This window comes from Bacillus sp. NPDC077411 (assembly GCF_044543425.1).
In the GTDB taxonomy this organism is placed as follows: Bacteria; Bacillota; Bacilli; order Bacillales; family Bacillaceae_G; genus Bacillus_A; species Bacillus_A bruguierae.
Genome location: NZ_JBITWA010000013.1, coordinates 21,117 through 34,550, shown reverse-complemented (window position 1 = coordinate 34,550; position 13,434 = coordinate 21,117). Strand labels below are relative to the sequence as shown.

At 33.5% G+C, this 13,434-nt stretch carries 12 protein-coding genes and 1 riboswitch; of the genes, 5 read left to right on the top strand and 7 right to left on the bottom strand.

Annotated features, from left to right (window positions below):
* Positions 1 to 5: 5 nt before the first annotated feature.
* The 3 genes from ACIGHG_RS16475 to ACIGHG_RS16465 form a co-directional block, all read right to left on the bottom strand.
* Entirely contained in the window at positions 6 to 1,385 is a 1,380-nt protein-coding gene (locus ACIGHG_RS16475; protein WP_336471760.1) for a radical SAM/SPASM domain-containing protein, read from the bottom strand.
* 800 nt (positions 1,386 to 2,185) lie between these two features.
* Complete coding sequence (locus ACIGHG_RS16470) at positions 2,186 to 3,106, bottom strand: DMT family transporter (protein ID WP_336471761.1); 921 nt, start codon at positions 3,104 to 3,106, stop codon at positions 2,186 to 2,188.
* Between the two features lie 19 nt (positions 3,107 to 3,125).
* Positions 3,126 to 3,845 (bottom strand): class I SAM-dependent methyltransferase, encoded by a 720-nt coding sequence (locus tag ACIGHG_RS16465; RefSeq protein WP_090912228.1) that lies wholly within the window; start codon positions 3,843 to 3,845, stop codon positions 3,126 to 3,128.
* 417 nt (positions 3,846 to 4,262) lie between these two features.
* Between ACIGHG_RS16465 and ACIGHG_RS16460 the strand changes: the two genes are divergently transcribed.
* The 3 genes from ACIGHG_RS16460 (at position 4,263) to ACIGHG_RS16450 (ending at position 8,176) form a co-directional block, all read left to right on the top strand.
* Complete coding sequence (locus tag ACIGHG_RS16460; RefSeq protein WP_396549456.1) at positions 4,263 to 4,691, top strand: DUF3995 domain-containing protein; 429 nt, start codon at positions 4,263 to 4,265, stop codon at positions 4,689 to 4,691.
* Between the two features lie 105 nt (positions 4,692 to 4,796).
* A riboswitch (cyclic di-AMP (ydaO/yuaA leader) is annotated at positions 4,797 to 4,936 on the top strand.
* A gap of 128 nt (positions 4,937 to 5,064) precedes the next feature.
* Positions 5,065 to 6,732 (top strand): potassium-transporting ATPase subunit KdpA, encoded by a 1,668-nt coding sequence (kdpA, locus tag ACIGHG_RS16455; protein ID WP_396549454.1) that lies wholly within the window; start codon positions 5,065 to 5,067, stop codon positions 6,730 to 6,732.
* 196 nt (positions 6,733 to 6,928) lie between these two features.
* Positions 6,929 to 8,176, top strand: a complete 1,248-nt coding sequence (locus ACIGHG_RS16450; protein ID WP_396549452.1) for a DUF445 domain-containing protein — start codon at positions 6,929 to 6,931, stop codon at positions 8,174 to 8,176.
* A 44-nt stretch (positions 8,177 to 8,220) separates the two neighbouring features.
* Here ACIGHG_RS16450 and ACIGHG_RS16445 read toward each other — a convergent pair whose 3' ends face one another.
* The 4 genes from ACIGHG_RS16445 to ACIGHG_RS16430 are packed head-to-tail and all read right to left on the bottom strand — an operon-like array spanning position 8,221 to position 11,255.
* Positions 8,221 to 9,177, bottom strand: a complete 957-nt coding sequence (locus ACIGHG_RS16445; RefSeq protein ID WP_396549450.1) for an exosporium protein E — start codon at positions 9,175 to 9,177, stop codon at positions 8,221 to 8,223.
* Positions 9,174 to 10,244: a hypothetical protein gene (locus ACIGHG_RS16440; RefSeq protein WP_336471766.1), complete on the bottom strand. Its 1,071-nt coding sequence runs from the start codon at positions 10,242 to 10,244 to the stop codon at positions 9,174 to 9,176. Before ACIGHG_RS16440 ends, ACIGHG_RS16445 begins: the two co-directional genes overlap by 4 nt.
* Entirely contained in the window at positions 10,237 to 10,689 is a 453-nt protein-coding gene (locus ACIGHG_RS16435) for a hypothetical protein (RefSeq protein ID WP_336471767.1), read from the bottom strand. The genes ACIGHG_RS16440 and ACIGHG_RS16435 overlap by 8 nt, the downstream gene beginning before the upstream one ends.
* Positions 10,686 to 11,255: an RNA polymerase sigma factor gene (locus ACIGHG_RS16430; RefSeq protein WP_244547972.1), complete on the bottom strand. Its 570-nt coding sequence runs from the start codon at positions 11,253 to 11,255 to the stop codon at positions 10,686 to 10,688. The genes ACIGHG_RS16435 and ACIGHG_RS16430 overlap by 4 nt, the downstream gene beginning before the upstream one ends.
* Before the next feature lie 196 nt (positions 11,256 to 11,451).
* On the opposite strand from ACIGHG_RS16430, the gene ACIGHG_RS16425 reads away from it, so the two are divergent.
* Both ACIGHG_RS16425 and ACIGHG_RS16420 read left to right on the top strand, forming a co-directional pair.
* Positions 11,452 to 12,090, top strand: coding sequence for a response regulator transcription factor (locus tag ACIGHG_RS16425; protein WP_090912212.1), 639 nt, complete (start codon positions 11,452 to 11,454; stop codon positions 12,088 to 12,090).
* A 4-nt stretch (positions 12,091 to 12,094) separates the two neighbouring features.
* Positions 12,095 to 13,198, top strand: a complete 1,104-nt coding sequence (locus ACIGHG_RS16420) for a sensor histidine kinase (protein WP_396549447.1) — start codon at positions 12,095 to 12,097, stop codon at positions 13,196 to 13,198.
* Positions 13,199 to 13,434: the final 236 nt, after the last annotated feature.

Genomic DNA, 13,434 nt, shown 5'->3' with positions numbered 1-13,434 from the left:
TCTCCCTATATTAAAATTTCTTCTTTAATGCTATCTAAATATTCGAAAACTTGTTTATTTGTTTGTGGACAGTTTGGCTGATTTAAATTCCCGTGAACAATAAGAGCCTCAGCAGCACAACCACCTCCGCATATAGGAGATGAAGCACAGGACTTACATTGTGGAATGGTAAGTGAATTGAATTCTTTCCACTTGTCCCATTTCCAATCTTGACGAGCGAATTTAGGGAAATAATCTCCAATTTTGAATTCTGGTCGTCCAACTAAATCGGGACATGCGTAAATGTGGTTATCTGGTCCAAAGACCACTCGTTTTCCTTCAGCTGATTCACAATAAACTATATTCGGTACTATCATTTCAATTTTATTTTTTAATGCAGGGTCTAACTGCATAATTGGTTTGAAGAAACGATACATATCAGCCCCAACGTTAAGCGATTTTTGAGCTTCTAATTTTTCAAAATCGGGAATGTTTTTCTGGAGTTTCTTTACAATTTCGTACCCTTTCATTAAATCTTCTCCCAAGCCTTTGCATGTATGATCTGTAACAGGTGAAAAAGAAATTGAGAAATTTTCATTATTAAACAAGTTATTTTTTTGATAGTAGTCTATGAGAAGTGGGATGTAGTCAACGTTAGTTTGATCGATATTGACCCTTACAATGGTTCGGATACCATGATTAAGTGAATCGCAAATACCTTTTTGAATCTGATCAAATGTACCTTGTCCTCCAGTCATAATCCGTCGTTGATCGTGTATAGATTTAGGACCATCGACTGTAACCATAATACTCATTCGATCACGATAGTTTTTTAAAATTTGTACGAAAGAAGAAAGGTGATAGCCATTTGTATTGCAGCCAATTTTGAAGTTGCGTTTAACAGCTTCTTCACAAATTTGTTTGACTATATTTTTGGTGAATGGAAGAAGTGGTTCACCTCCGAAAAGATTGATCATTCCAATTGTATAACCACTTTCTTGATGAAATATATCTATAGCGGCCATGATTGCTTGTAGCTGTTCATCGGTTAAAGCTGTTATTTTTTCATGAAGACTATGACTTTCAAAACAGTAAGGGCATCGAAAATTACATGTATATGTAGGACAAATTACATATTGCATTTCATTTCCAGCATCTACAATATTTTTGGCTTGCCATAATCTGTGTTCCCTGTCTTCATTGTTTCTAAATATATACCCTCTATCTAGTAACACTTTAGTGGCATCTTTCTCCTCGTTAGATAAATTTATTGGATCTATATGTGGTAATTTATCCATCAAGTCAATTAAATCTTGTGAAAAAAAATCAACAGCACCTGTTAAGGTGTTAATCATTAAAACCTCTCCATTTAAAGGATAGCGTAAGTGATATTTATTAATAATCATCGAATCACCCTTGTATGATAATATTTATACTTGTTGAAGTTATTAGTTAATTAGTATAAATATTTTCTGTTCTTGCACAGCAAGAACAGAAAATATTAGATTTAATACTTCAAAGTATTAAAGAATACAATTACTTACCTTGTTTTTAACCATGAGTATAAACTAGATTTGGAAACAACAATTAAAGCAACAATTATCGCAACAAATTGAGCAGTTGAAGCATCTCATTTCATCTCGATTTTCAAGTGTTTCCATTTGATCAGCTAGTTTTGTCCAAAGTTGATCGTTTTCATTAACAGAACGAATCTTAAAAGATTTATTTTCCATTCTTAAATCCTCCTCTTGAGTTATTTTAATACGGTTACATACAATGAAACAAAAAGCGAATCATAATATAAAAATAATTCTTGTGAAAATAGGTTTAGCATCTATTGAAAAAAATGTATGGTATACCATATTCTTACTGTATTTTTCCATTATTTGGAGTCGACTCAACTATTATAATAAACGAATCTATATTTAGTTAACAAGAGTTAATATCTGAACATTCTGTGACAGACTTTTCAGACTAATAAGTCTATTAAATACATTGAGTTCCACATTCTTGAATAATGATAACCAAAATTTTATGTGTGATTTTTTTGATAAAGAATAGCATTGTTTTTCTTTTCAAGATAAAAGTTAAAAAAGATATAGAAGGAGCTTTTAGTGGATGATAAAAAGGAGTTGACCTTTATTGGTCAACTCCTTTTTACAGTTTCAAAAAATATGATGTGATATAGTCAATATAAGGTAAAACGTTATTTGTTGCTAACACCTTTATTTTTAGAAAGTAGTATTTTTTTCTCTTTAGAAGATAAGTAGACGCCTATTCCAATTAAACAGGCTCCTAAAAGGAAAGTAATGCCTAAACTTTCATCAAGTAATAAAAAGCCTAACAAGCTACCAACTACAGGTTGAAGGAAAAAGAAGAGAGAACCAGTACTAGCATCTAAATATTCAAAGCCCTTGTTCCAAAAATAAAATGCTACTGCAGTTGATATAATTCCTAAGTACAATACTCCTAACCAAATCCATACATCTTCTGGTAAATCAGTAGGCGTAACTTCTTGTTCCCAAATTACAATGGGAATAGTAAAAATTACACCAAACAAATTAGACCAAGTAGTAACTGTAAGAGAAGAATATTTTTGAGTTTGGACTTTACTTAGTACTGTATAAATGGCCCAAGTAATAGCAGCACCGAAGAGTATAATATTTCCAAGATACATACTTTCAGTTTGATTATTGGTTGATGGAAAACCGATAACACAAAGTACCCCAATTGTTGCTAGAATCAGTGCTGTTATTTTATTTATATGTAATCTTTCTTTTAAAATATAGAAAGCAAAGATAGAGATAAGTGCTGGAGAAGCAGCTGTAATTAAAGATCCCATAGCAGCACTAGATAGATCTGTCCCAACAAACTGCATTCCAATAGAACCAGTATATCCAACTAGACCAATCATAGCCATTTTAAAAACATCTTGTCGCTGGATTTTCCATAATCCTTTCCACCAAGTTATAAATCCTAAAACAAATAAACTAATAATAAAACGCATCTCTAATAATAACCAAGGCTGAATATATCCTAAAATAATTTTACTTACTACATACATACCACCCCAAATAGCAGCAGCTAATGATAAAGCTAACGCTCCTTTTAAAAAGTTCTTATTCATATGCATACCATCTTTTCATTTATTTATATCCAATAGCAAGATACATTTGCCCCATTTTATTGGTAATTCTACTATAAATATACTCTTGAATCCCTAAAAATGCCTCAAATTCATTATCTGGCTGAAAAGAAGCCATTTGTTCGTCTGAAAAGGGAATGATATTTTGAATTTTAGCATACGGAAATATTGAATCCATTAATTTTTTAAACTCGATAGCAGACATACTATTATTCTTTAATTTAACTTTTTCTTGTTCGTTATAAAAAGATAAAAATTCAGTGAAAGAACAATCTGGATCCCAAGAAGAAATAATCACAAAACCTCTTGGTTTTAAAATATATTTAACTTTTTTTAGAAAATGTTCATATTGCTCTTGGTTCATATGACAAATAGTACCCATCATACATGTGATTAAGTCGAATGAATTTTCAGGGAAATCAAGTTCTGTTGCATCCATTTTAAATAAATTGACTTTATCAGAAACTCTTTCTTTCATAACATTGTTAGACGCGATTGTTAGAGCGTCATCGGAAATATCTATTCCAGTAACCTCATATTTCTTTTTTGCAAATAAAATCGGATATCTTCCGGTAGCGGTACCAATATCTAGAATTTGTGAAATGTTTGGATTTTCACTTACAATTTTTAATACACTTTGTAGTTCTAAATATTTTTTTACTTCATCAGCATGAGGTAACTGCATATAGGTTTCATATCTTTTTTCATCATATTTAATCATGTCTATCCCCTCTTTTTCAGTTGATAAAATCCATTTATAGAATTATATTACAATTAAAGCTCCTTATTTTTAAAGGAATAAAAATTTTCTCAAGTGAATTACCTTGGGGAATTTCCAATTTGAAAGTTTCATTCATTTCATAGACCAATTAGGGAAAGAATTTATGATGTTTCTAGAATGAAGATTCTATCTCTTTTATAGCAATGAGATTCATTTCTATTGTTTGGAGAATAATTAATTTTGTTATGTTGAGGGGACGACACCTTCAGCATGACGAAAAAAGCATGCTAAGTAAATTTGATAAAGAACACTCGATTTTAATTATATTGAGATTTATGAAAGAAAGTTACTAAAAGTAAGCGAAACTATGAAGGAGAAAATATGATTTTTCATATGTGCGAGTAGGAGGGAGATACAATGGCAGCCTTTTTCATTATTTTAGGTGCAAACATACTTGTGTTCATCAGTCTCATTCATATGTACTGGGCATGTGGCGGATCTTGGGGCAGTAAGGTTGTTCTTCCGATGAAAAAAGACAGTGGCGAATATGCTTTTGTTCCGCGGAAAATAGGGACTTTTGCAGTGGCACTTGCCATTCTCTGTTTTGCTATGATTCTTTTAGCACAAAGTGGATATTTGTCTTTCTGGAATCCGAGTCGTTATACAAAATGGGGATGTATCGCTTTGGCTGGAATTTTCTTTTTACGTGCAGTTGGTGATATGAAATATGTTGGTTTTTTTAAGAAAGTAAAAGGGACAAAATTTTCGATGTATGATACGTGGTTATATAGTCCGCTTTGTTTGTATATCGCACTTATTTTTGTAGTAGCGTTTTATTGTTATTGATATGTAGAAGGAAAACTTTCAGTAAGGGAGGTTTTCTTTTTTTATTTTCTCTCTTTACAATAAGAGTTTAGAAGAGTATATTAACAGACAAATGGAAAATTTTACAGACGAATATCGCTTAATCCATATAGGAGCGGGGGAACCAATTTTGTGCTTTGTCACTCGGGGTGAATCCTTTTTAGGTAGGGCTACTCTCAAGGTCCGAATCCGACAGCTAACCTCGTCAGCGTTTTGAGAGGGGGGACTTGTGTGTAAAAAACACTAGGTGCAGCCTAGTGTTTTCTTTTATTCTTCTTGTGGTAAAAAATTACATTATGGCTTATTTCTATGTTTAATGGAGAAAAATATAGAGATAACAGAGGAGAGGAAAAGAGTGAGCTGGCTTACAAGTCTAATTACAATTTGTTTATTTGTAGTTGTCGCAAAACCAATGGGAGATTACATATACAATGTTTTTCAACAAAATGGACCATTTCAAAAGGTATTTGGTCCGATAGAAAAAATTTTGTTTAAAATCGCGGGCATTAAGGGCTATAGTCAAAGTTGGAAGCGCTATCTGTTTTGTTTAATCATAACGAATCTATTTTTTATACTTGTTGTGTATTCTATATTTCGATTACAGGGGATGTTACCGTTAAATCCAAATCATTTTCCAGGAATGGAGCCGACGTTAGCGTTTCATACAGCCATCACGTTTATGACAAATGCGAATCTACAACATTATGGGGGCGAAAGTAATTTATCTTATTTCTCTCAAATGGCTGGGGTAACGTTTATGATGTTTGCAGCACCTGCAACTTCAATGGCGATTGGGATTACGTTTATTCGTGTGCTAGCAGGTAAAAAAGTAAGGAATTTCTTTGTTGATTTTGTTCAATCTATTGTAAGGGTATTGTTACCAATTTCATTTGTAGCTTCGTTAATTTTTCTAGCACTAGGAACACCGCAGACGTTAGATTCTACAATTATCGCAAAAACGTTAGAAGGAACGGAGCAGGTAATTCCTCGTGGACCAGTAGCGTCGTTGCTAGCTATTAAAGAACTTGGAGATAATGGCGGTGGTTTTTTTGGAACAGTTTCAGCACATCCTTTTGAAAACCCAAATATGATTAGTAATGTGCTTCAAATGATGCTGCAAATGTTAATTCCAATGGCATTTCCGTTTGTATACGGACGAATGGTTGGAAATCGTAAACAAGGAAGAATGTTTTTTGTATCAATGCTCATTTTGTTTATCGTTGGATTTTCGGCACTTGCCATATCTGAATTAAAAGGAAATCCGCTGTTAAATCAAATTGGTGTAGATCACTCACAAGGAAATATGGAAGGGAAAGAAATGCGTCTTGGCGTTATATCTTCCGCTTTATATGCAACTGTTACAAGTGCTTCGGGGACAGGGGGCGTGAATGCAACACATGATACGTTAACACCAATTGGAGGAATGGTCCCGCTCGTAAATATGCTTCTAGGAACTGTATATGGCGGGATTGGAGTCGGATTCATGAACGTAATCATGTATGCAATGATTGCAGTATTTTTGGCAGGATTAATGGTAGGACGTACGCCGGAGTTTCTTAACAAAAAATTAGAAGGGAAAGAACTGAAATTAATCGCCATTACGATTGTATCTCAGCCATTACTTATTCTTGGCGCTGCAGCAATTGCCTTTTCAACACATTTCGGAACAGATGCAATTTCGAATCCTGGCTTTCACGGTTTAACACAAGTTATATACGAATATACATCGTCTGCTGTAAATAATGGATCTGGATTTGAAGGATTAAATGATAATACCCCATTTTGGAATATTTCAACAGGTCTTGTTATGTATATTGGTCGTTATTTTAGTATCATTACGATGCTTGCTGTTGCAGTTGGACTCAAAAAGAAAAAAATTGTACCTGAAACGATTGGCACGTTCCAAACCGACAGTCGTTTGTTTGGAGGAATCTTACTTGGTACGATATTTATAATAGGTGCTTTAACATTTTTACCAGTACTTGTACTGGGGCCAATTGCTGAATTTTTAACAATATTATAAAATTGTAAAATGAGAGAGGCATATAAGCCTCTCGTTTTTGTTCTGAATTTCTTTGTTATTTTTAACGTGGTTTATTATAGTATATATATGCTTGTGTTAAAGAAAATTGAGATTCTATACATAAAGGTCTAAATCATTCAATGAATTTACAAATTGAAGGGTTTACTTATACATAATAAGAGGATGTGGAAATACAATGTCACTACAGTCAAAATATTTAGCTGGAATTTCACTTGGAATAATGGGAGTTGGGTTTGCCGCAACAATTCCGTTTCAAGGAACGATAGCAGGTGGGATTATACAAGGCGGCTTTGAAGCTGGTTTAGTAGGCGGACTTGCCGATTGGTTTGCAGTTACGGCGCTGTTTCGTCATCCGATGGGAATCCCAATTCCGCATACAGCACTACTACCAAAAAACCGGAAACGAATTACGAAAGGAATTGTTTCTACACTGGAAAATGATTGGCTGACGAAAGAAAGTATAACAAATAAAGTAAAAGAGATGGAGTTAGCACAAATCGTATTGCAGGTTGCAGAAAGAGAGTTGCAATCGGATAACGTGAGAAAAGGCATTGTTACAATCGCTGAAAAAGCGATTCTTCAAATTAATACTGAAAAATTAGCTACTGTAATTGAAAAAGAATTAAAAACGTATTTGCATACGATTCATACAGGAAATATACTGCAAGTCCTTATTGATCAATTAGTTGCAGAAGAGTACGATGAAAAAACATTTGATTATATGTTAGTTAAAGTAAAAGAGTGGACACTTCAAGATGAAGCGCGTTATCAGCTCGGAAGTTTAGGCATGAAAGCGATGGAAAATATAAAAGTAGAGGGATTTTTACAGTTTACGCTTAAATCTTTTATGAATATGGTAGATGAAGAAAAAATCGGAAATATTTTGCAGAAGTTTGTGATTAGTAATATTGGTAGTTTACAAAATCCTGATAATAGCACAAGACAACTTATATTAATGAAGATTCGCCAAGAACTTGTTCAAGTTAAGGAAAATGAAGCGGTACTACAGGAATTGGAGAATTGGAAAGAAAGTTTGATTACCAATTGGAAAGTGAATGAAAAAATAGCAGAAATATTGAGTCAGGCACAAGAAAGAGCAGTTGCTTTTGTGAAAAAAGAAGAGTTTACAAATAAATATCTTCTTTCATTTTTAAGGGCGCAAATAAATAAAGTAAAAGAAGATCCAGCAACGATTCAAAGACTGGAAGAATGGTTGCAAAAGCAAATTGTAATCTTTGTCGAAAACAATCATTCTAAAATTGGAAAGCTTGTACAAGAAAATTTGGATAAGCTAGATGATCAAACACTAATTGAAATGATTGAAAATAATGTAGGAAAAGATTTGCAGTGGATTCGTGTAAATGGTGCTGTTTGTGGGTTTATGATTGGGTTAGTTTTGGAAGGAATTAAAGCAATTATATAGAAAAATCCTTCCACATGATGAATGTGGAAGGGTTTTTTAGCTTCTTATTTTTCAAGAACACTTATGTCTATATTATAAGTTTTTTGAATGTTTAGCTGATGTGCACCATTTCCAGTTTTTATGGTGTTTTTATACCATTGTTCTTGCTGATTTGAATCGGGATTCTCTTCTGAAGTATTATTTTCTGTTTTCGTTAGTTTTTCTACATGTTCCCAAGGTGTACTCCCATGAGAATCCTTTTGAGTGGTTACAGCTGATAGTGTCATATCACTATCTTTTACAAGATGAACAGATACGTTTGAACTTTCTTGTACAGACCAATTGTTTTGTAATTGACCTGGGTAAAGAGAGAGTTCTCTTTCAGAACCACGAATTTCCACGTTTTTATTTTGCGGGAGGACAAGTGTTGCTGTCATTCGTGATTGTGAAGCGAAGAATTTATGGTGAACGGGTAATGGTTTTAATGTCACATACATCGTTTCGCCGACTGTTTGAATCGCAATGAAGTCGTCCTGCTTGAGTTTGTCTTTTTCATTTTCTTTCATAGTCATTTCATATGTTCCTAATAAATGTACTTTATTGCTGTTGCTTCCTTCTATTGTAAGAGGGGCATTACTTGTATTAACTACAATTTTTTTAATAGAGTCAGCTATGTCATACTGCACTTCTGGGATGTTCTTTGTTTGTTCAGTTGTGTTAATAGAATAACGAATCTCTTCTAGTAATCCAGTGGATAATAAGAAATAGAAGGCAATACCAATTGTCCCTAAGACACCGATAAAGAAAATACTAAAAATATCATATTTAATGATAGGTTGCTCTTTTTTAGAGAATACAACATATAGTAAAATTTCGATGCCGAGTACAATGAAAAGAATAGGCCACCATGCTGTAATGTTATCGAATACTTGTATACCTTTTATAGTTGAAAATAATAAGAAACAACCTAATGTAATAGTTGAAATCCCCATAGATATCGTTCCTACACGCCATGTTCTCATTCTTTCGCACCACCTTTTTCTTCTTTATTTCCTAGTAATAATTTAAAGCCACCACCAATTAAAAGGAGGGCAACGATAGATGTTTGGAAATAGCGATAATACAATTCACTAATATGAATGTTAAATATAGTAGCGAAATAATCGTTTAAAATAGGAAGGAGTGTTTGATCTAATAAATAGTAGACTCCTAACCCGATAAGTCCGATGCCGAGCCATTTTTGATGATTAATAAAATAATCAATAATGGGTGTGTCTTGTAAGTCTTCTTTTCCGTATTTTGCAGTTTGCTGTAATGTATCAAAAAAGCTATAAAACCAAATAATAGGTACTAAAAATAAGAAGGCTGATAATCTTAATAAGTCGAGCAAATAAATAGCAAGTAAAAAAGCTGCCATTAGCTGAAGACCGCGGCGCTGTAAGCCTAAGTACATATGGCCTGCTCCAGGGAACATAGCTAAAATAGAAGCAAATGTTTTGCTTTTCTTTCCTTGTTCTCGATGCTCTTCAAATTCTTCGAAAATAGTACGATCGACTATTATATCACCGCGTTCTTTTTTCTGTAGTTGTTGGACGACATCGAAGAAATTATAAATCCAAAGAACAGGTAAAGTAGCAAGAAAGATAAGAAAGCTTTCTTGATTTGTTAATAGTGTAACGAATATAATCATGCTACCTAGTCCTGTGCAAGCAACTAAAAATGTAAGTCCGCGCTGCATAAGTCCTAATTGAAAATGCCCAAGTCCAGGTATGATGGATAAGAGAATGATATAAAATCGTTCACTTTCACGTGCTGATTCTTGCGTTTGGTCTTTCTCTTTTTTCCATGACTGATTCACTATAGAAATAATTAAGTCTAGCAGATTTATTCCCCATACAAGTGCTAATAAAAATACGATAAGGAAAATTATATCGCTATACCCAAAGTTAATAATAAACCCTACCGCAGCAGTGAATAGTAATAATGAACAACCACTATATATAATAAAACGTCCAATGCGCTTTAAATATAAATGTCCAAGCCCAGGAATTAGCCCTAAAACAAGCGCTAAAAAAGGATTTTTATTCATGTTTTGAACCTCCGTTCGTTTTTGATGTGTGTATAGTTTTGTTTAAGATTTGTTTTGAAATCGAAACCCCACTTTGTTTAGAAGATTGTTCAAAACTAGAAGTTACTGTGAAAATATAATGGAATAAACCGCTTGCCATAAAAATTAACGTAGCTGCAGTTGCAATTATGTAGTGAATGAGCGTACTTTTTATTTGTCTTGGTTGCTTCTTACTCATTTTTTCTTCAGACTCTAAGGCTTCAAAGTTGATTTGCTCCATAACTTCATTTGTAAATGAAGAATCATTTATCATTGGAAGGTTTTCATTTTGTTCATCAATGATTTCCATATAAAGTGCTAAACAATGATCACATTCATAAAGATGTTGTTCCATAGATTCGCGTTCACTGTTTGATAGAAGGTCTAAAATATAATTGCACCAAACTTCTTTTGAAAAATGCGTCATAAAAAATCTTCCTCCTTCCAATGTTTTTTAATCCATTTTCTTGCTCTGTAAAGTTTCATTTCCACCGTTTTGACTTCAGCATTTTGTTGAGCAGCAATTTCTTGATAACTTTTTTCTTCTAAGTAATGTGCGAGAACAACATCACGATAATTCTTTGGAAGTTCTCTTAGTTTTTGAGCAATCAACAATTTTTGCTCTTTCGTCAATAACAATGCCTCAATATTATGGGAGGATTTTATATCTTCCTGAGTTTTTTTGGATAAGGAGAGTTCTTCATTTTCCCTTGCTTTCTTTCTCTTATAATCAATGGCATGATTTGTAGCAATCCGCGTAATCCACGTTTTGAATCCGCGGAATTGATAATTAGGTAGAAAAGCGTGGATCTTTACGAACACTTCTTGTGTGACATCTTGGGCATCTTCTTGATGTCTTAAAATAGCAAAAATAACTTGAAAAATATAATGGCGATATGTTTCTATAAGGATGCGAAAAGCATGTTCACTTCCTTGTTGTGCTTTTTCAATTAATTGTTTTTCCTCAATGGTTCTCTCCCTCCTTTTTGACACATTCTATTATATAGACGTAAGAAATGAGAAGTCCCCCTACACATGATATAAAAAAAGAATAATATATTTTCAGAGAAGGGGCTATATCAAAAAAAGTGTGAAAAAATGGTATAGAGAAGTATATAATGAGCAATAGGGAAATGTTACATGGAGAAAGGATGTGAATGTTAGTAGGAGAATTTCCATACTAACAAACATGAAAATAAAAATATTAATAGCTGATGATAACTCTTTTATTAGAGAAGGCATGAAGATTATTTTAAGTACATATGAAGAATTTGAAGTGTTAGAAACGGTAAATGATGGACAAGAAGCTTTAGCATATTGTAAAAAACATGAAGTGGATATTGCGCTTTTAGATGTTCGGATGCCAAATATGAACGGTGTGGAAGCAACGAAATTAATTTGTGAACAAACAAAAACAAAGCCGCTTATTTTAACGACATTTGATGATGACGAATACATTTTAGATGCAGTGAAAAATGGAGCGAAAGGTTATTTATTGAAAAATAACGACCCAGAGCGTATTCGTGATGCGATAAAAGGAGTATATAACGGGCAAACTGTTATGCAAGACGTAGTGCTTGATAAAATTAAGTCTAACTTGCTGGAAAACAAAGAAGAGGAGTCAAAAATAGATAAGACTCTTTTCACAGAGAGGGAACTTAGTATTATTGCATTAATTGCAAAGGGTTTCTCTAATAAAGAAATTTCAAAGCAGCTCTTCATATCAGAAGGAACAATTGCAAATTATATTACGTCTATTCTAGGGAAAACGGGCCTTGAGCATCGTACGCAAATCGCGATTTACTATTTAACAGGGAAAGTAGACTAATTATATGGAATCTTGGTTAATCATGAGTAAATTAATTGTCTTCCTATATATTGTGTTCAGTTATATTTACTCAAATGCTACAAACTTACCGTGGGTTATATTTGCTTTGCTTTCATATCTTTGTGTGAACGTGACAATTTCTATTTTAAAACAAGATGCTTATAAAAAAATATTAATCGGGATTTCAACTGGCATTACAATTTTGTTTACAGGACAGATTCATCCGTTATTCATTTTGTTTTTACCACTGAACTTATATGAACTAGTATCTTATTACGTGAAAGAGAAATGGCAGCCTTTTTTAATTATGATTCTTCCTATTGTTTTTGCTGATGAAAGTGTCCGAATGACATATGGATTAATTGCTACATTTTGTTTTCTTATTTTCACAATGGCGTCTCTTTATACAGCGCGTTTATTAAAGTTTGAAATGCAAAATGATAGGATGCGAAAGGATATGCAACGACTCACAAAGAGCTTAAACGAAAATAAAGAATACATAAGACAATCTGAATACACATTTAAATTAGAAGAGAGAAATCGATTATCACAAGAAATTCATGATAAAATTGGTCATTCCATGACAGGTGCGCTTATTCAAATGGAAGCAGCAAAGAGGTTAATGGAAATAGATAGGGACAAAGCTGCGGAGTTATTACAAAATGCGATTCATATTTCTAAAGATGGTATTGAAAGTATTAGGATTACCCTTAAAAATATGAAACCACCAACTGAGCAAATGGGGATTCATCGTATGAAATTATTCATAGATGAATTTGCGAGCAAGCATAATATAAAAATCCCATTTGTGTATAAAGGAAATTTGGATACAATTTCTCCTATCCAGTGGAAAATTATCGGTGAAAATGTTACAGAGGCATTAACGAATGCGATGAAATATGCGGATGCGACGGTTATTTCAATCGATATTCATGTGCTTAACAAGATGGTTAAGGTGCAGGTGAAGGATAATGGGAAGGGTGGAGTTCTTGTTAAAAAAGGCCTTGGTATTATTGGGATGGAGGAGAGAACCGCGTCCGTTAATGGCAAGATTATTGTAGATGGAACCAATGGTTTTTCTGTAACAATGCTACTGCCGATACAATAAAGTGAAACTTCCATCAGTGGGGAGTTTTTTCATCTCCCACTGATGGAAAGCCCTCACCAATCGGGCTTTTACGGGTAGTTATCCCCCACCAATATTGAGGGGGGCCTACTGCCCGTTAATGCGGGATAAAGAATAAGCGAGATGAATGATCTCATATGAAAAAAGTGAATATTCTCATGTGAAAAGAATGAACTTCTGCACTGAGCAGGTTCATTTTTTTTGCTTATAATAACAAC